The organism is Campylobacter volucris, from assembly GCF_008245045.1.
Lineage (GTDB): Bacteria > Campylobacterota > Campylobacteria > Campylobacterales > Campylobacteraceae > Campylobacter_D > Campylobacter_D volucris.
In genome coordinates this window covers 966,108-986,166 of sequence record NZ_CP043428.1, presented here as the reverse complement: position 1 = coordinate 986,166, position 20,059 = coordinate 966,108, and the positions used below count along the sequence as shown (strand labels likewise).

The window sequence follows — 20,059 nt, the reverse complement described above, 5'->3', positions numbered from 1 at the left end:
GAAGCCTTAGGCTTCATTTGTTTAAAAATTTTTCTTTTATTTTTAATAGTAATATTTCTTTAGGTTTAACCACCATACTTTCTTTTCCATTTGTTGCATGGTAAATATTTACATTATAATTATTTGCATAAAATTTTAATAAAAGATTTTGAAGTTTATATTGACTTGAGTGATTAAACCAAGCATTATTTGATATGGCTATAACGATATTAGAATTTTGATATAGTTTTTCTTTTGTTGCTTCATAGCATATTGCATTAGTTATGATTTGATTATTTAGAGTGTATTGATTTAGTTTTTCACCTTTTGAAAATTCATCCAAATTGTAAAAATATTTCTTAAAGAAATTTTTAAAAATAGGAATTTCTTCACCAAAAGGAACTAGATAGTATTTGTTAAAAATTTCTATATCACCATTGTTAAAAACATAAGTACTGTTGTAGGTATTAGTAGCAGTTGTGCTAATTGCTCCTACTATAATGATGATTTTATGTGATAATTCTTTTAATGCTTGTATGTAATATGGACTTTTATTTAGCGCAAATGCAAATGCTGTTTCTGGAAAAATAATTAGTTCTTTTTTTTCTTTTATAGCTTCTAAAATTTCATCGATAATCATATTAGAATGTGCTTGTAAATTTTCTTGAATAAATTTTTGATCTTGAGAAATATTAGTTTGCACTAATTTATAATTTAAATTTAAATCTTGAGCATATTTTTGTTCATATTGAGCACCTATTAAAATAAGTATTAAAATAATAGCCATTTTATAATATCTTGAAATATATCCTTCATAGTAAAAATAAGCTATTAAAAATATGACAATCACCCCTTTGTAGCTTGCTTCGAAAATACCATAAACGCTCAAAATTCCCCAATTTAACCAATCAAAACCAAGTGGGTGTATAAAACTTAATAAAAATATTCCACAAAGTCTTAAAAAATCAAATTTTAAAAAATAACATATGAAAAATAAAAAACCATAGACAATTCCAATAATTAAAATCTCAATTGGAATTAAATATGAAAGATTAAAATAAATTGAAGATAAGCCAATCCACCAAAACCACAAAATTCCTATGAAAAATCCGGTGAAAAAGTAAGACATTTTATTTTTACTTCTTAGTAGTAACACTAATCCATAAATACTCAAAAAAGGACTAATAAATTCTAAAAATAAATTTTCAAAAAAAGAAAAATAAATACAATTTGAAATTAAAAGCGCAGAAAAAAAGGCTTTTATTATTTTAAAAATGGTAGAATTAGAGTTTATGAATTTTAAAAAAAGGGGAAGAAATGGCAGAAAACGGAAATATTTGGACTTCATTGTTGCCTCTCGTTGTACTTTTTGCAATTTTTTATTTTTTGGTTATTAGACCACAACAAAAACAAGCAAAAGATCACAAGCTAATGGTTTCATCTTTAGAAAAAGGTGATAAAATCATCACTAGCGGTGGGATAATCTGTGAAGTGGTAAAACCAGAAGAGGATTTTATCAAAGTTAAGCTTAATGATGAAAATGTAATTGTTAAAATTTCTAGAGATTTTATAGCAAAGAAAATTGATGCGTAGTGGAAAAATTACTTATAGAAGTATTATTTTTCTTATAGTTTTTCTTGTAGGATTAATTTTTTCTATACCTTCTTTTATGCAAACCCAAAATGGAGCTAAGATAAATTTAGGCCTTGATTTGCAAGGTGGTTTGTATATGTTATTAGGCGTTGAAGTCGATGAAGCAGTTAAATCTAAAATTAAATCAATTGCTTCTTCGCTTAGTTATTCTATCAATAAAGAAGATATTATTGTTGATAAAATTAAGATTAATGATGATAGTATAGAATTTTCTCTTTTAGATGAAAATGATGTCCCTAAAATTGACTTATTATTAAAAGATATTAAGGGTTTGGCAATCAATCATCAAAATTTTCATTATAAAATATCTTTAACCCAAGAAGAAATTAAGCTTACTCATGAACAAGCTATATTGCAAGCTGTTGAGACTATTAGAAATAGACTTGATCAGTTTGGCCTTGCAGAGCCAAATGTTGCAAGATCAGGAGAAGATAAAATTTTAGTCGAACTTCCAGGTATCAAAACAGCTGCAGATGAAGCAAGAGCTAGAGAGCTTATTGCAAAAGCTGCGCATTTGCAATTAATGGAAGTAGATGATGTAAGAATGGATCAAGTAAATAATCTTACTCCAGCACAAGCAGCTGAATATGGAGATTTGATTATAGAAGATGCTAAAAATCCACAAATAAAATATCTTGTTAAATCCATCCCAATTCTTGATGGTTCTATGTTAACGGATGCAAAAGTAGGTTTTGGACAAAGCAATAATTTGCCTGTTATTAATTTTACTTTAAATTCAGAAGGTGCTAAAAAATTTGGAGATTATACGGGAAATAATGTAGGAAAACGCTTAGCTATAGTTTTGGATAATAAGGTATATTCAGCTCCAAGAATCAATGAAAGAATAGGCGGTGGTAGCGGCCAAATTAGTGGTAGTTTTACTGTAGAAGAAGCACATGATGTGGCTATTGCTTTAAGAAGTGGTGCGCTTTTGGCTCCTGTGAAAATGCTTGAAAAAAGAAGTGTTGGGCCATCTTTAGGAGCTGATAGTATAAAAATGAGCATGATCGCTTTAACTGGAGCTTCTATTTTAGTGATAGCTTTTATGGTTATGTATTATGGTATAGCAGGAATTTTTGCCAATATTGCTTTGGTTGCAAATATTTTGATGATTATTGCAGTGATGGCAATGTTTGGAGCTACGCTTACTTTACCTGGCATGGCTGGACTTGTTTTAACAGTAGGAATGGCAGTAGATTCTAATGTTATCATCAATGAAAGAATAAGAGAATTGTTAAGAGAAGGTTTAAGTATAAGGCAAAGCGTAGAAGGTGGATACAAACATGCAATAAGTGCTATTTTGGATGCAAATATTACCTCGCTTATTACTTCTATAGTTTTATATGCATATGGAACTGGTGCTGTAAAAGGTTTTGCGGTAACTTTAAGCATAGGAATTTTGGTTTCAATGATTACTTCTATCGTAGGAACTCATGGAATGTTTGAAATGTTTATGAACCGAATGGAAAAAAGTAATAATACAAGATTGTGGTTTGGATATAGGAGACCTTGATGCAATTTTTTAGTCAAAAGCATGTTTATGATTTTATGAAAATGAGATTTGGGGCAATCTCTATATCTTTTATTTTATTTTTTGGTTCAATTTTTATTTTATTTACCAAAGGATTAAATTTTGGTATAGATTTTACCGGTGGAACATTAGTCCAATTACAATATGAACAAAAAGCTCCTATTGCAGATATTAGACAAGCATTATCTAACAATGAAGCGTTAAAAGGTGCAAGCGTCACTGAATTTGGCAGCGAAAATGAAATAATCATTCGTTTTTCTGGAAGCAGCGATAGTTTGGGTTCTGATATTGGGCTTAGCATAGCGAATTTATTGCAAGATACGGGTAAATTTGAAGTGCGTCGTGTGGATGTAGTGGGACCAAAAGTTGGAGATGAATTAAGAAACAAAGGTTTAATGGCAGTAGGTATTTCTTTAATTGCTATATTAATTTATCTTGCCATTCGGTTTGAATGGCGTTTTGCAATGGCTTCAATAGTTTGTGAAATTCATGATATTGTGATTACTTTGGGTGCTATAGCATTATTTGAAATAGATGTAAATTTAGATATTTTAGCAGCAGTCTTAACAGTGCTTGGATATTCTTTAAATGATACTATTATTATTTTTGATAGAATTAGAGAAGGTATTAAGACAAGTAAAAATTCAAAACTTGATTTGATTATAAATGAATCAGTATCTGCAACTTTATCAAGAACAACACTTACTACAGGTTTGACTTTGATCACGGTTGTAGTTTTGTATTTTTTTGGTGGAAGTATGATAGAAGGTTTTGCATTAACTATGATAGTAGGTATTGTAGCAGGAACTGCTAGCTCTATATTTGTAGCAAGTCCAGCACTTTTATGGTTTAAATTTAGTGTTGCGCAGTACCGTCAAAAAGAATTAGAGAAAATCAAAAAAAAACAAGAGAAGGAAAAACTAAGATCTATGTATGAAAAAGGAACGGTTTAAGATGAATTGGGGTAAGGTTATTTATATATTTTTTGCTCTAATGAGCCTAACAACAATAGCAGGTTTTTTATATGATCAAAATGATGTTGCATTGTTTGTTGCAGCTTGTGTGAATTTGATTTCTACTTTATTAAAAATTGGAGTTAGGAATTTTTTAGCAGCAGAATTATTTGCTAGTTCTTTGGTTGCAGATTTGCATCTAATCCCAGCTTTTGCATTAACTCAAATCAATCCAGAAGCAAGTGTTATGGTTTATACTTTGGCAATAGGCGCATTATTGGCTAATATATTTTCTATGATTTTAGTTATAGTAGATTCTGTTAAAAATATAGAGGATGATAATTAGGAGAAAAAATGGCATATGAAGCAGCAAAAATAGAAAAAAAATGGCAGCAAAAATGGCAAGATAGTGCGTATTTTGAGCCTAAAAATGATTTTTCTTTACCTAAAAAATATGTATTATCTATGTTTCCTTATCCTAGCGGTAGAATTCATATGGGTCATGTTAGAAACTATTCCATTGGAGATGCTATTGCTAGATATTATAGAAAAAAAGGATACAATGTATTACATCCAATAGGTTTTGATAGTTTTGGTATGCCTGCTGAAAATGCTGCGATAAAACATGGAATTCATCCTAAAAAATGGACTTATGAAAATATTGATTATATGAAAAAAGAATTATTTTCATTAGGTTTTTCATTTTCTAACAAACAAATGCTAGCTACTTCTGATCCTTTATATACCAAATTTGAACAAGAAATTTTTATAAAAATGTATGAAAAAGGACTAATTTATACAAAAGAGGCTGAAGTTAATTGGTGTGAAAATGATAAAACAGTTTTAGCAAATGAACAAGTAGAAGATGGAAAATGTTGGCGTTGCGGGCATGATGTTGTTAGAAAAAAAATGCCAGGATATTACATTAAAATCACTGCTTATGCAGATGAACTTTTAAATGATCTTAAAAAGTTAGAAGGTAAATGGCCAAATCAAGTTTTAACAATGCAAGAAAATTGGATAGGAAAAAGCGAAGGGCTTAGCTTTGATTTTGCTTTGCAAGATGAGAGAATAAGCGTAACAAAAGTCAATGTATTTACCACAAGAGCAGAAACTATATATGGAGTTTCTTATATTGCTTTAGCGCCTGATCATGAAATTGTTAATGAATTAATTACAAAAAATCTTTTAGAAAAAGATGTTGTAGAAAAAATTCAAAATATACAAAATCAAACTCCTCGCCAAAGACAAGCTTCAAAAAAAGAAGGGTATTTTTTAAATCTTTATGCAACTCATCCTTTAAGTGGAGAAAAAATTTCATTATGGGTTGCTAATTTTGTTTTAAGTGATTATGGTAGTGGGGCTGTTATGAGTGTGCCAGCTCATGATGAAAGAGATTATGAATTTGCACAAGAATATAAGCTTAATATAAAAAAAGTAATCTTTAAAGATGACAATGACAAAGAATGTCACACTATTAAAGAAGGAAGATTAATCAATAGTGCTGAATTTGATAATTTAGAATGCAATGAAGCTAGAGAAAAGATTATTGCTAAAATGCAAGAATTAGGAATTGGTAAAAAGGTTACTAATTTTAAAATTCGCGATTGGGGAGTTTCAAGGCAAAGATATTGGGGTGCTCCTATACCGATGATTAAATGTCAAGATTGTGGTATAGTAGCTCAAGAAATAAAAAATTTGCCTATTACTTTACCAGAAGATGTGGTGATCAATGGTGAGGGCAATCCACTTGATAAGCATGAGGATTGGAAAAAATGCACTTGTCCAAAATGTGGTAAAAAAGCCCAAAAAGAAAGCGATACTTTAGATACTTTTTTTGAAAGTTCTTGGTATTTTGCGCGTTTTGCAAGTGATAGTGCTACTTGGCAAGAAAAAGCTGTAGATGAAAAAAGTGTTGATTATTGGATGAGTGTTGATGAATATATTGGTGGTATAGAACATGCGATACTTCATTTGCTTTATGCTAGATTTTTCCAAAAAGCTTTAAGGGATTTAGGATATTTAAAGGATGATGAGCCATTTAGTAGGCTTTTAACTCAAGGTATGGTTACTAAAGATGGTTTTAAAATGAGCAAATCAAAAGGAAATGTTGTAGATCCTGATTATATCATCCAAAAATATGGAGCAGATAGCGCAAGGTTATTTATACTTTTTGCAGCCCCGCCTGCTAAAGAATTAGAATGGAATGATAGTGCTTTAGAAGGAGCATTTAAATTTATCAATAGACTTTATGAAAGAGCTATAAATTTAACCCCTGGAAATTTAGAAGATATAGTTCATAGTGATTTAAATAAAGACGAAAAATACGCAAGAATGAAAGTTTATGAAGCTTTGAAAAAGTCCTTTGAAGTTTATGAGGAAAATTTTGCTTTCAATACTTTAATTGCTTCTTGTATGGAAGCATTAAATGCTTTAAGTCAAATACAAAATGAGAAATTATTAAAAGAAGCTTTTTATATTATTTTAAATATTTTAGAGCCTATTATCCCTCATGTTTGCTTTGAACTTAGTGAGCATTTGTTTAAATGTGAAAATTTTAAAATTTTAGATATTAAAGAAGAAGTTTTTATCAAAGATAGTTTTACCATAGCAATTAGTGTAAATGGTAAAAAAAGAGGGGAAATTGAAATTTCTTCACAAACAAATAAAGACGAAATTTTAACCTTAGCTAAGCAAAATGTTTCAAAATGGATTGTTAATAAAGAGTTGCTTAAAGAAATTTATATTGATAAAAAACTTGTAAATTTGGTTGTTAAATGAAACAAATAATTTTTACATTTTTAGTTGTGTTTTTAACAGCTTGTGGATATATTCCATCTTCTCATATGGCTGGAAAAACATTAGGAGAAAATGTATTTTTACAAATTAATATCAGCAAGCAAGATCCACAAAATAGTGTTTATATTAGTGATGTTTTAAGAGAATCAATGCTTAATAAACTTGGGCGAAGCATTACAAGTGAAAATGAAGCTGATAGTGTAATTATTGTTACCATGAAAGATTTAAAATTTACTCCTATGATTTATGACAAAAATGGTTATGTTATTAATTATAAAGCAGAATTGTATTTGGAGTTTAAATTGCGTTATAAAGATGGCAAGGAAGAGCTTGTAAATACTAAAGGTAGTTATTATTTTGATATAAATCCAAATTCGGTTATTAGCGATCAAGCTAGATTTGAAGCGATTAAAAATGCATCAAGGCAAGCTTTTGATGAATTTGTTTCTATTGTAGCAATTAGAGGTTATAGATAATGGCAAGTCATATTAATGAGATTGCAAAAGAAACATTAATCAAATTAAAAGAAAGAAAACTCTACCCAACTCCTGAAAATTATAGTGAAATTTTTGAAGAATGTGCTAAAAAATCAGGCATAGCAAGCCCTAATAAAACTAGAATTGAAAAGTATATTAATTTATTAGATGATGTGTATAAGCAAGAATTAAAACGAAAAAATATCCACACCATTGATGAATTTTTAGCATTTTTAGTATCAAGACTCAATAGACAAACTAGTAGAAAATATGAAGATGTATACGCTTTATTAGAATTAATTATCCAGCAACTTAGTATAAGCAAAGATAAAAAAATCAAAGAATTAGCTCAAAATTCTTTACATCGTTTATCGCAAGCAATGGATATTGAAACCATTTATCTTTTAAGAGCAAAATGGAAAGAACTTGAAAAAAATTATGAAGATAATGAGCTTTTAAAAAAGCTTGATGAATTTAATATTAAAAATTTTTTAGATTTTCACTCTTTGGTGGAAAAATTAATCCTTGCATTAAAAGAACGCTCTTATGAAAAACAAGCACAATTGCTACTTATAGCTTTAGATCCTTTATTTGGAGAAAGCAAAGAAATAAATAATTTTAAAGAACAATTAAAAGAAAATCCAAAATTAATCGCAAGAAAAGAATTTGTCCATGAATTTTGTTTGATGATGCAAAAAAAAGATACTATAGATAGAAACTATATACAAAAAAATCTTTCTTTTTTTAATAAGCATTTAGAAAATTTAAATCAAATGGTTTCTAAGCTTTATGATAATACTCAAGAAGATGTTAAATTTATAAATACTTTAACCAAAGATGAAAATGGTAATGTGCAAATTAATTTTGATATTTTAAAAGAAAAACTTTTGCAAGCTAATGAGCAAGTAGCTCAAATCAAAACTCAAATTCACGCAACAAGTGATGATGAGCAAAGAGAACAGTGGAATTTAGCACAAGAGTTAAAAAAACTAGATGAAAATTATCATTTATATGCGGTTAATTATGCTTTGTGTTTTTTTAAGATTAGTCATATAGAACAAGTGATTGATACTTATGGGATTGATAGTTTTAAAACAATTGGAGAAAAATTTAAAAAAGTCTTAAAAAGTTTGTGTAAAAATACTGAAGAAATTTGGATTTTAGATGAAAGTTCTTATTTGGTTATACTTCCTGGCAAGGATTTAGAATATGCACAAATTTTTACCCAAAAAGCTTTAAAATCCATAGATGATTATAAATTTATTTATAAAGATGAAGTGGTTAAGCTAAATTTATCAACATCGTATATAGAAAAAAATAGCTTTGTAGATGGGGATATATTAAAAGAATTAATCGATAAAAGTGTGCAATGAATTTTAAACAAACCCTTGCTAAAAAAGAAATGTTTTATAAAAAAATTAGTAGATTTTTTATGTTTGCCATGTATGAAAAATATAAAAATGTATTTTGCAAAACTAAAAATATACAAATCATTGGTACTAATGGCAAAGGAAGCACAGGCAGATTTTTAGCCATGCTTTTAAAACAAGAGGGGTTTTTAGTAGGTCATTATACTAGCCCTCATATATTTAAATTTAATGAAAGATTTTGGCTAAATGGTACTATAGTAGATGATGAGAGTTTAGAGCAAGCGCATAAAATTTTAGAAGATAAAATGAAGCAAGATTTATCAAGACTTAGCTATTTTGAATATGCAACTTTTTTAGCATTGGTTCTTTTTGAAAAATGTGACTATGTAGTTTTTGAAGCTGGAGTTGGTGGTGAGTATGATGCTACAAGTGTTTTTGATAAAGAATTTACAATTTTTACTAATATTGGCTTTGATCATCAAGAACTTCTTGGAAAAACACTTAAAAATATCGCAAGAACTAAATTAAAAGCTATGAAAGATAAGGCTATAATTTCATCTAATCAAGATTTAATTGTCTTAAATTTGGCTAAACACATAGCTTTATTAAAAAATTCAAAACTTACAATTACTTCATTTTTTCAAGATAAAGATTTAAAAAATATTACACAAGAATATACTAAAAAATATAATTTAGCTTATTTTTTGCAAGATAATTTATTGCTTGCATTAGAGAGTTTTTCGATAATTTTAAATAAAGATAAAACTAGTTTAATTAAAAGTATGCAAAATCTTCCAAAGCTTGATTTAAAAGGAAGATGTGAGCAAATTTCTGATAATATTTTTGTCGATGTAGGTCATAATGAAATGGCTGCTTTAGCTTTGGCTTCAATTTTCAAGGAAAAAAAAGTTCATTTAGTTTATAATTGTTTTTTAGATAAAGATTTTTATAATATTTTAAAAGCTTTAAAGCCTATTATAAAAATAGTTGAAATTTATGATTATAAAACTGAAAATAGGCCTTTAGCTGGAGAAAAATTGCTTGAAAGTTTAAAAGAATTAGATATTAAATATAAAAAATTCAATCATATAGAAAATGATAATTTGTATTTAGTTTTTGGCTCTTTTTTGTTAGTTGAAAATTTTTTAAGAGGGTATCGTGAAAGATAAATTTACACTTACTATAACAGATGTTAATGGCTCTAGGCATTTTTTGTTAAGTCAAATTATTAAAAAAGTAATTATTTATTTTACTTCTTTTGTTTTTATAGTGATAGTTTTAGGGGCTTTGTATATTAATTATTTAGCGACTAAAAGATCAGAGCTTTTAAAAGAGCAAGAAACTTTAAGCGCCAAAAATACTAAATTGTTTTCTCAAAATGAAAGTATGCAAAAAAATTTAGAAGAAAAAACTGCTTTATATGATGAGTTACAAACTCAACTTGCTGATATTGAAGAAAATCTTGGTTTAAAACAAGATGAAAGTTTAGATATACCTGAAAGATTAGAAAAGGTGAAATTAACTAATGATCAAGCATATTTATTTTTAACCCAAATTCCAAATGGTCATGTTATAGCTGATAATGGAGTTACTGGAAATTTTGGTTGGCGTCATCATCCTATTTTAAATAAAAAAGAATTTCACCCTGGGATTGATTTAAGAGCGCCTTTAAAAACACCAATCTATGCTCCCGCAAATGGGGTGGTTGAGTATGCTGCATATAGTAACAATGGATATGGATATTCTGTAATTTTAATCCATAATTTTGGCTTTAAAACTGTGTATGCTCATATGACACGCCAAGATGTTGTAAAAGCTGGAGAATTTGTTAAAAAAGGACAATTATTAGGCTATACGGGTAATACTGGACTTTCTACAGGTCCGCATTTGCATTATGAAGTTAGATTTATTAATAAACTTTTAGATCCAAAGATTTTTATAGATTTAAACCATAAAAATTATGAACAAATTTTTGAACAAGAAAGGAGAGTTCCATGGCAATCTTTAATAAAGGCTCTATTGCTTCAGTATCCGAAACTACAGTCATTTCAAGCGGTGCAAGAATAGAGGGAAATTTTTATTTTGACTCTATGCTTCATTTAGATGGAGAAATTACAGGAGTAGTGCATTCATCTAATGTAATTGTTATAGGTAAGAGCGGTGTTTTAAAAGGACAAGTAAAGGCTAATAAAATCGTTATTAATGGTCTTTTTGAAGGTGAGATGAGTGTTGATTCTTTAGAAATTTTATCAGGTGGTGTTTTAAATGGAAATATCATTGTAAAACAACTTAGCATAGAAAATGGTGGTAAATTTAACGGAAGTAGTAAAATCGTAGAAAAAGATGAAGAAGTAGCAATGGTTGATGTAATAGAAGAAAAATCACAAGATGCAAGCTAATTTATATGAATTTTTACAAGCAAATCAAGCTGAGCTTATAATTTGTGAAGATGATAAAGAAGCAGATGAATTAGCTCAAGTTTGCTTGTATTTAGATTTCAAAACTTTTGTTTTGCCTGATTTTAGAGCGCATTTTGGGAGTGATTTGCGTTCTTTTTCAAAAGAATTATTTGAAATTTGCAAAGTTTTAAATTCATACCATAAAGAAATCCATAAAAAAATTTTAATTTCTCCAATTAGAACTATTTTACAAAAATTACCTGGGAAAAATAATCTTAAAAATATAGTTTTAAAAAAGAATTCTCTCATTAGACTAGAAAAATTTAAAGAAGATATTTTACATAGTGGATATGAATTTGTAGATATAGTTCAAGATAAAGGTGAAGTTTCTATTCGCGGTGAAATTATTGATATTTTTGCTATTAATGAAGAGCAACCTTATAGAATTTTATTATTTTCAGATGAGATAGAAAGTATTAGATATTTTGATATCAATACGCAAAAATCTATACCAAATGAATTATCTAGTATAGAAATTTGTCCTTTTTTGAGTAATTTTACTCAAGAACAATATGATATTTTGCAAGAAAAAATTCAAAATTTTGAAAGTCAAAGTATTATCAATGATGTTAATTCTTTAGGATTTTGGTGTATTGATGATTTTTATGATTATTTGAATTTAAATTTTGTAAGTATTAAAAAATTTCAAGTTGAAGAATTTGAAGAAGATATTAGCATTATCAATCAAAAAATTATACCACAAGCTAAAATTTGTAAAGATTTAATCAGTGTTTATAATCAAGATTTTTTTTCTTTTCATAAGGATAAAAAAATTCTCATTTTAGCTAAAAACGAGGTATTGTTTAAGGCTTTACAGATAGAAGAAACTTCAAATATCACTTTAAAAATGAGCGATATTAGATTAAATTTAATCATCCAAGATGGTATGATTATTTCACTTAATCAAAAACAAAAACACAAAAAAATTAAAAAAGCAAGCTTGATTATCGATGAGCTTAGGGTGGGTGATTATGTAGTGCATGAAGATTATGGTATAGCTAAATTTTTAGGACTTGAAAAAATCATTATCAGCGGTGCTCAAAAAGAATTTGTAGCTTTGGGATATTTAAATAATGATAAATTGCTTTTGCCTGTTGAAAATTTGTATATGATTGATAAATATATAGGTGCAAGTAGCGGTGTGCCTGTGCTAGATAAACTTGGAAAAGGAACATTTTTAAAACTCAAAGAAAAACTCAAAGAAAAACTTTTTGCAATTGCTTCAAATATTGTTTCTTTAGCTGCCACTAGGGCTTTGATTAAGGCTAAAGTTTTAGATATATCTGAAAAATTACAAGATGAATTTATAAGCAAGGCAGGATTTTTATACACTAAAGATCAAGAATTAGTATGTAAAGAAATTAATCAAGATCTTAAAAGTTCTCGTGTGATGGATAGATTGTTAAGCGGTGATGTGGGTTTTGGAAAAACAGAAATTGCTATGAATGCTATGTTTACTTGTGTTAAGAGTGATTTTACAGCATTATTTTTTGTGCCTACTACCTTGCTTTCTTCGCAGCATTATAAAACTTTAAAAAAAAGGTTTGATCCTTTTGAAATTGATGTTTTTAAACTAGATCGTTTTACAAACTCAAAAGAAAAAAAACAAATTTTACAAATTTTAAAAGAAAAAAAACCATGCGTGGTAATTGGTACACATTCGCTTTTGAGTGTAGAGTGTGAAAATTTAGGTTTGGTTGTGATTGATGAAGAACATAAATTTGGCGTAAAACAAAAAGAAAAATTAAAAGAGCTTAGTAAAAATTCTCATATTCTTTCAATGTCGGCAACACCTATACCAAGGAGTTTAAATCAAGCCTTGAGTTCTTTAAAATCTTATAGTGTTTTACAAACCCCACCTCAAGATCGTTTGGATGTAAGAACTTTTGTAAGAGAAAGTAATGATGCTTTAATTAAAGAAGCAATTTCTAGAGAATTAAGAAGAGCAGGGCAAATTTTTTATATACACAATCATATAGCAAGCATTAATGAAAGTAAAAAATATCTTTTAGATTTATTTCCAAATTTAAAAATTTTAATTTTACATTCTAAAATTGATGCTAAAACCACCGAAGAACAAATGCTTAAATTTGAAAACAAGGAATATGATTTATTGCTTTGTACTTCTATAGTTGAAAGCGGTATTGATCTAGCAAATGCAAATACTATTATAATTGAAAATGCAGATCGTTTTGGTATGGCTGATTTGCATCAATTAAGAGGGCGAGTAGGGCGTAGCTTTAAGCAAGGATATTGTTATTTTTTAATTGAAGATAAAGAAAAAATCACCAAAGATTCCCTAAAAAGACTTGCTAGTTTAGAAAGCAATTCTTTTTTAGGCTCAGGATCAATTTTGGCTTATCATGATTTAGAAATTCGAGGTGGTGGGAATTTATTAGGCGTGGATCAAAGTGGGCATATAGAGCAAATTGGCTATAGTTTGTATCTTAAAATGCTTGAAGATGAGATTAATAAGCTAAGTAAAAATGAGATTGTTAAAGAGAAAAAAATTGATTTAAAATTAAATATCAATGCTTTTATAAATAGTGATTATATTAGTGAAGATCGTTTGCGGTTAGAACTTTATAGAAGACTTAGTAAATGTGCTAGTGTAAATGAAGTGTATGAGATAGAAGGCGAAATGAATGATCGCTTTGGAAAATTAGACATTTATACTAAACAATTTTTAGATTTAATAATAATTAAAATTTTAGCTAGTAAAAACTATAAAACTATCAGTAATTTTGAACAAAATATTTGTTTTGTAAAAGATGATGAGAGTAAAGAAGTGATTAAAGCTAGAAGCAAAGACGATGATGATATTATCGAAACCATACTTACTCATCTTAGGAAAAATGTATCATGAGTGGTTATGAAATTTTTAAGACTTTTATACTAGCAAATGTAAAATTTCAAGATTTTGAGTGGCTACCAAATGGCAATTTAAGTGAATTTGAAATTTTAATTTCTACAATTTTAACCCAAAATACAAATTGGAAAAATGTTTTAAAAGCTTTGGAAAATTTAAAAAATGCAAATATTACCAAACTTGAAGATTTGCAAAATTTAAACACCCAAACTCTAGCACTTTTAATAAAACCTAGTGGTTTTTACAATACTAAGGCAAAATATATTAAAAATTTTACTCAAAAATTTTTTAATGATTATGAATCTTTGAATGAGTTTAAAACACAAGTAGATAGAGAATGGCTTTTAAAAATCAAAGGCTTGGGTAATGAAAGTGTGGATGGAATTTTAAATTATGTTTGCAAGCGTGAGATTTTAGTTGTAGATAATTATAGTGCAAAAATCACGCAGTATTTAGGCTATGAATTGGATAATTATGAAAGTTTAAATGAATTTTTAAGACAAGATATAGCAACAAATCAAAATAATCTAAATCAATTGCTACAAAAACAATATGAACTTTTCGAGCTTTACCAAATTTTTCATGCGATGATTGTTTCTTTTTGTAAAGAACATTTTCAAGGAAAAAAACTCTCAGATGATGGTCAAAGGATATTAAAGCCTTTATTAATTTAAATTTATTATTTATTTAATTTTTATCTTTACTTTTAAAGTGCTATAATGTATTTAACTTCAAAAAAAGGAGAAGTGATGAATACAAGTATAGTCGGAAAGCAGTTTGAACTTACAGAGTCTATTAAAGAATATATTGAAAAAAGTTTTGATGTATTAGCCAAATATAATCTTGATGTGATTTCTGCTCGTTGTGTTATAAGTGCAGATGAGAGACATGGAAAAAAAGGATTTTGGGCTGAATTTAGTATCAATTTAGCAGGAATTAACACCGTTGTAGTAAAACAAAAAGATAAAGATTTATACGCAGCTATAGATTTGGCAATTGATAGAATTTCTAAAGTTTTACGAAGATTGCATGATAAAAATATTACCCATAAACACCAAGATGAAATAAAACAAAATTTTGCCTTACCTAGTATAGTGGATGAAGATGAAATTGTTCCTATGGAACTTGAGCTTTATAAGCCTTTAGAGATTGATGAAGCTTTGGAGAAATTAAAAGCGAGTAAAGATATATTTTTAGTATTTAATGATATGGATGCTAAAATGAGAGTTTTATTTAAGAAAAAAGATGGAAAATTTGGTTTATTTTAAAAAATCTAGCCTTTTTTAGGCTAGATTTTAAAAGATTTTATTAAAGACCTTATCGATAGCTTGATCTACTTTTTTTCCTGTGTTTTTAGCTGCGTCACTTGTATTTCCTCCTAGAGTATTTGCGATAGATTTTGCAACACTTCCTGCATTAAGATCTACTTTAGGATTTTGTGTTGTTCCTTTTATAGCACCTTTAAAATTAGCTCTATCGATGATGATATTAAAAGGTATATTTAAATTAGTGCTTTTTGTGTCGATTTTTCCATTAGTGATATTGATTTTGCTACGATCTGCAAATAAATCAAGATTTAAATCTATAATATTTTTATTAATGATTGCGCTTGCTTTGCCGTTTTTATAAACATCTTCAGTAATATCTTTTTGTAATAAAATCATTAAAGCGCTAGTGATTAAATTCTTTTTTAATTTTCCATTGTTTAGATCAAGCAAAACTTCTCCACTTTCTTTTAAGAGATTATAATCGATCTTTACATTGGATTTTGCTTCATAGTAATCTGGAAAGTCTAAGCTTTGAGCTAAATTTGATAAATCTACATTGTCAATATTTGCTTTTATGATATTATTTTTTATCGTTGCGTTTAGTTGTCCATTAAAGATTTTTTCGCTAATTATGCTTGCATCAATAAGTTGATTTTCAAAATTTAATTTTCCATTAAATTTAGCATTTCCTTGTAATTTTCTATCAACTAAAAATCCAAGTTTGGAAAAATCATCCAATGAAATTTCATAAATACTTTGTAAAGATTGCTTATTAAAATCAAATTTTCCTTGGAATTTATCGATGTTAGCAAAAGATGATTTTACTTTTGCATTAAAGTCAAGTAAAGAATTTTTGATATTTCCATCTAAATTAATTTTTGCTGAGGTATTTTTAGGAAATTGCTTTTTAAGTAATTTTGAAAGTTCTAGCTCATTAAAAGCTGAATCGATATTTGCATTAAATTTTCCATTTATATTGCTAAAATCTAAAGAATCTAATTTTATATTAGCATCAATATCGCCATAAGCTAGAATTTGTTGTCCTATGAGCGGAAAAATTTGTTCTAATTTAACATTATCTATAGTAGCTTCTAGATTATTTCCATTAGATTTTGCATTGATTTTTCCTTGCATAATTTCGATGTTAGCATCAAGATCTTTAATGGTGTTTGCTTGTAAATTTAATTTAGTATTGATATTTAAAGGACCATTTAAATCTTGCTTTGTTAAGACTTTTAATTTGTTAAGATTATCCACAAAAGCACTTAAATCTATTTTTAAATCTTTATCGTTAAGATTATATGTGCCATTTAAATTTGAAATTGTGGCTATATTTGAATTTAAAGCAGCTTTGTAGGCTATTACAAAATCTTTAGCATCAGCTTTGGCTTGCAAATTAAAATTAGTTTGAGGAAAATCCAATCCGCTTAGTTTTCTAAATTCGGCAGTATTGATTTTTGCATTATCAAGTTTTACCAAAGCATTGAAATTTTTAAAATCTAAACCTTTGGCATTTAAAGAAAAATCCAATTTAGAATCAACAACGCTTGGAACCGAAAATGTTTTTAAAATTTGATCAATTTCTATGGTATTTGTGTTTATATTTAAGATATTATCGGCAAATATGGCTTTTAATTCTCCACCAAATCCTAAAAGGGTTGCGTTAAATTCTTGCAATTGATTATTAGTTAATTTTAGATTACCTTGGATTTGGCTTTTTCCTTGCAATCTTGTTTTAAGAATGCTTGAAAATTGATCAAAATCATTTATTTTGATATTAAAATCACTTTCTAAGATATTGTTAGCCAAATTATAAACGCTTTTATCTGTGTTTAAATTAAAAAAGTTACTTAAAATTGTACTTGTTGAAATGATAAGTTTATCTTGTATTAAAGATTTTATTTCTCCTTTTACAAAACTTTGCTTAGGTAAAGTAAGATTAAAATCTTTGTAAATTAAATTATTGTTGATGGAGCTAGTGTAAAAATTTATCAATGCATTTCCATTTGGTTTTGAATTTTGCGTAGTTATTGTAGCTAGGAGATTGATTTTACCATGAATATATCGAGGCAAACTTGCAAAATCTAAAATTTGAGCTATATCGATGTCTTTGCCTAGAAGTTCTAAATTTTCTACATTGTAATTAACAAGTTTTGCATTTAAATTGAGATTAGAATTAAATAAAAATCCTTTTCCATTTACTATAAAATCACTACTTTTTCCAAGGATTTTACCCTTAAAAGTAAGATCTTGTTTGTTGTCTAAATTGAGTTCTTTTGTGTATTGATTTTGCAAACCTATAATATAATCTAAATCAAAACCTAAACTTAAAGGAGATATATCTCCTTTAACATCAGCAAAAAATTTATCATCTATATTTGCCTTAATGTTTAAAGTAGAAAAACGAATTTGAAATTGATCAAATTGAATATTTATCCCACTTTTTTCTGCGATCATTGTTTCTAAACGAGGTTTTAAAAAACTATTACCTGCAGCTGTAAAAAGTAGAGTATAAATACCCAATAATAAAAAACACATAATCCCCAAAAATACATAGAAAATCTTTTTCATTTTCAAACCTTTATATTGATATATCATATAAGTTTAGTCATATAAACTAAACTTATATGATATATTTTATTTAATTTATTGACAATTTACTTTGTTTTATGTATAATTTTATCACTCAAATATAAAGAGTGCTAATAATACATTGAAAGGAAAAACATGAATTTTCAACCTCTAGGAAAGCGTGTATTAGTTAAACGCGTTGAAGAAACTAAAACAACTGCTTCTGGCATTATTATACCAGATAATGCTAAAGAAAAGCCATTAAATGGTGAAGTTGTTGCAGTAAGCAAAGAAGTAGAAGATATAAAAGCAGGTGATAAAGTAGTATTTGCTAAATATGGCGGAAGTGAAATAAAACTTGACAATGAAGAATATTTAGTATTAAATACTGATGATATTTTAGGAATTTTAAAATAAGGATATAAAAATGGCAAAAGAAATATTTTTTTCAGACGAAGCAAGAAATAAACTTTACGAAGGTGTTAAAAAATTAAACGATGCAGTAAAAGTTACTATGGGACCAAGAGGTCGCAATGTTTTAATACAAAAAAGTTTTGGTGCACCTACTATAACTAAAGATGGTGTAAGTGTTGCTAAAGAAGTAGAATTAAAAGATTCTTTAGAAAATATGGGTGCTTCTTTAGTAAGAGAAGTTGCTAGCAAGACTGCTGATCAAGCAGGAGATGGAACAACAACAGCTACAGTTTTAGCTCATGCTATATTCAAAGAAGGTTTAAGAAACATAACAGCTGGAGCAAATCCTATTGAAGTTAAAAGAGGTATGGATAAAGCTTGCGAAGCTATAGTAGCTGAACTTAAAAAACTATCTCGTGAAGTAAAAGATAAAAAAGAAATAGCTCAAGTTGCTACAATTTCAGCGAATTCTGATGAAAAAATAGGAAATTTAATAGCTGATGCTATGGAAAAAGTTGGTAAAGATGGTGTTATAACAGTTGAAGAGGCAAAATCTATAAATGATGAATTAAATGTAGTTGAAGGTATGCAATTTGACAGAGGTTATTTAAGCCCATATTTTATAACAAATGCTGATAAAATGTTAGTTGAATTACAAAGTCCTTACATTTTACTTTTTGATAAAAAAATAACAAATTTAAAAGATTTATTACCTATTTTAGAACAAATTCAAAAAACAGGAAAACCTTTATTAATAATAGCTGAAGATATAGAAGGCGAAGCTTTGGCAACTTTAGTTGTAAATAAATTAAGAGGTGTTTTAAATATATCAGCTGTTAAAGCTCCTGGTTTTGGAGACAGAAGAAAAGCTATGCTTGAAGATATAGCTATTTTAACAGGTGGTGAGGTTATCTCAGAAGAGCTTGGAAGAACATTAGAAAGTGCTACTTTACAAGATTTAGGTCAAGCTTCAAGTGTTATCATAGATAAAGATAATACTACTATAGTAAATGGTTCTGGCGAAAAAGCAAATATAGATGCTAGAATTAATCAAATAAAAACTCAAATAGCTGAAACAACAAGTGATTATGATAAAGAAAAATTACAAGAAAGGCTTGCAAAACTTAGTGGTGGAGTTGCATTAATTAAAGTTGGTGCTGCTACTGAAACAGAAATGAAAGAGAAAAAAGATAGAGTTGATGATGCTTTAAGCGCTACAAAAGCTGCTGTTGAAGAAGGTATAGTAATAGGCGGTGGAGCTGCACTTATAAAAGCAAAATCAAAAATTAATTTAAATTTACAAGGTGATGAAGCTATAGGCGCAGCTATAGTTGAAAGAGCATTAAGAGCACCTTTAAGACAAATAGCTGAAAATGCTGGTTTTGATGCTGGAGTAGTTGTAAATAGTGTTGAAAATAGCAAAGATGAAAATTTAGGCTTTGATGCTGCAAAAGGTGAATATGTAGATATGATACAATCAGGTATTATAGACCCTGTTAAAGTTGAAAGAATAGCTTTATTAAATGCTGTTTCAGTTGCTAGCATGTTACTTACAACAGAAGCTACAATAAGTGAAATAAAAGAAGAAAAACCTGCTATGCCTGATATGAGCGGTATGGGTGGAATGATGTAATCTACCCATTCTATTTTTCAACAACCATCTTTTTAGATGGTTGTTTTATTGTTTAATTATTCTTCTTTTAATATAATAAAATAA

General features: G+C 27.9%; 17 protein-coding genes. 15 read left to right on the top strand and 2 right to left on the bottom strand.

Features of this window, described 5'->3' with window-relative positions:
* Window positions 1-13: 13 nt before the first annotated feature.
* Window positions 14-1,327 carry an apolipoprotein N-acyltransferase gene (locus CVOLT_RS05190; protein ID WP_039665756.1) on the bottom strand — a complete coding sequence of 438 codons (1,314 nt, stop codon included), beginning with the start codon at window positions 1,325-1,327 and terminating at the stop codon, window positions 14-16.
* Here CVOLT_RS05190 and yajC point away from each other — a divergent pair.
* From yajC to hpf, 13 genes are all read left to right on the top strand, one after another.
* Entirely contained in the window at window positions 1,297-1,572 is a 276-nt protein-coding gene (gene yajC, locus CVOLT_RS05185) for a preprotein translocase subunit YajC (protein WP_039665755.1), read from the top strand. The two genes, CVOLT_RS05190 and yajC, sit on opposite strands and share 31 nt — an antisense overlap.
* Window positions 1,565-3,145 carry a protein translocase subunit SecD gene (gene secD / locus CVOLT_RS05180; RefSeq protein ID WP_039665754.1) on the top strand — a complete coding sequence of 527 codons (1,581 nt, stop codon included), beginning with the start codon at window positions 1,565-1,567 and terminating at the stop codon, window positions 3,143-3,145. The genes yajC and secD overlap by 8 nt, the downstream gene beginning before the upstream one ends.
* Window positions 3,145-4,116, top strand: coding sequence for a protein translocase subunit SecF (gene secF / locus CVOLT_RS05175; protein ID WP_039665753.1), 972 nt, complete (start codon window positions 3,145-3,147; stop codon window positions 4,114-4,116). The genes secD and secF overlap by 1 nt, the downstream gene beginning before the upstream one ends.
* Before the next feature lies 1 nt (window position 4,117).
* Complete coding sequence (locus tag CVOLT_RS05170; RefSeq protein ID WP_039665752.1) at window positions 4,118-4,462, top strand: DUF6394 family protein; 345 nt, start codon at window positions 4,118-4,120, stop codon at window positions 4,460-4,462.
* Window positions 4,463-4,470: 8 nt separating this feature from the next.
* Window positions 4,471-6,897 (top strand): leucine--tRNA ligase, encoded by a 2,427-nt coding sequence (leuS, locus tag CVOLT_RS05165; RefSeq protein ID WP_039665751.1) that lies wholly within the window; start codon window positions 4,471-4,473, stop codon window positions 6,895-6,897.
* Complete coding sequence (lptE, locus tag CVOLT_RS05160; protein ID WP_039665750.1) at window positions 6,894-7,391, top strand: LPS assembly lipoprotein LptE; 498 nt, start codon at window positions 6,894-6,896, stop codon at window positions 7,389-7,391. Before leuS ends, lptE begins: the two co-directional genes overlap by 4 nt.
* Entirely contained in the window at window positions 7,391-8,764 is a 1,374-nt protein-coding gene (locus CVOLT_RS05155; RefSeq protein WP_039665749.1) for a hypothetical protein, read from the top strand. Before lptE ends, CVOLT_RS05155 begins: the two co-directional genes overlap by 1 nt.
* Entirely contained in the window at window positions 8,761-9,930 is a 1,170-nt protein-coding gene (locus CVOLT_RS05150) for a bifunctional tetrahydrofolate synthase/dihydrofolate synthase (RefSeq protein ID WP_039665748.1), read from the top strand. The genes CVOLT_RS05155 and CVOLT_RS05150 overlap by 4 nt, the downstream gene beginning before the upstream one ends.
* Complete coding sequence (locus CVOLT_RS05145) at window positions 9,917-10,828, top strand: zinc metallopeptidase, M23 family (protein ID WP_052243178.1); 912 nt, start codon at window positions 9,917-9,919, stop codon at window positions 10,826-10,828. The genes CVOLT_RS05150 and CVOLT_RS05145 overlap by 14 nt, the downstream gene beginning before the upstream one ends.
* Window positions 10,756-11,160, top strand: coding sequence for a bactofilin family protein (locus CVOLT_RS05140; RefSeq protein WP_039665746.1), 405 nt, complete (start codon window positions 10,756-10,758; stop codon window positions 11,158-11,160). The genes CVOLT_RS05145 and CVOLT_RS05140 overlap by 73 nt, the downstream gene beginning before the upstream one ends.
* On the top strand, window positions 11,150-14,086 hold the full coding sequence (mfd, locus tag CVOLT_RS05135; protein WP_039665745.1) for a transcription-repair coupling factor: 2,937 nt from the start codon (window positions 11,150-11,152) through the stop codon (window positions 14,084-14,086). The genes CVOLT_RS05140 and mfd overlap by 11 nt, the downstream gene beginning before the upstream one ends.
* Window positions 14,083-14,763, top strand: a complete 681-nt coding sequence (locus CVOLT_RS05130; RefSeq protein ID WP_039665744.1) for a 3-methyladenine DNA glycosylase — start codon at window positions 14,083-14,085, stop codon at window positions 14,761-14,763. The genes mfd and CVOLT_RS05130 overlap by 4 nt, the downstream gene beginning before the upstream one ends.
* Before the next feature lie 75 nt (window positions 14,764-14,838).
* Complete coding sequence (gene hpf, locus CVOLT_RS05125; RefSeq protein WP_039666290.1) at window positions 14,839-15,357, top strand: ribosome hibernation-promoting factor, HPF/YfiA family; 519 nt, start codon at window positions 14,839-14,841, stop codon at window positions 15,355-15,357.
* Window positions 15,358-15,384: 27 nt separating this feature from the next.
* Here the strand turns inward: hpf and CVOLT_RS05120 are convergent, their stop codons facing one another.
* The gene (locus CVOLT_RS05120) at window positions 15,385-17,928 is read right to left on the bottom strand and encodes a hypothetical protein (RefSeq protein ID WP_039665743.1); all 2,544 of its coding nucleotides are present in this window, start codon (window positions 17,926-17,928) and stop codon (window positions 15,385-15,387) included.
* Between the two features lie 156 nt (window positions 17,929-18,084).
* Between CVOLT_RS05120 and groES the strand changes: the two genes are divergently transcribed.
* Window positions 18,085-18,345 (top strand): co-chaperone GroES, encoded by a 261-nt coding sequence (gene groES, locus CVOLT_RS05115; RefSeq protein ID WP_039665742.1) that lies wholly within the window; start codon window positions 18,085-18,087, stop codon window positions 18,343-18,345.
* A 10-nt stretch (window positions 18,346-18,355) separates the two neighbouring features.
* Window positions 18,356-19,975, top strand: coding sequence for a chaperonin GroEL (groL, locus tag CVOLT_RS05110; protein ID WP_039665741.1), 1,620 nt, complete (start codon window positions 18,356-18,358; stop codon window positions 19,973-19,975).
* The last annotated feature ends 84 nt before the right edge of the window (window positions 19,976-20,059 follow it).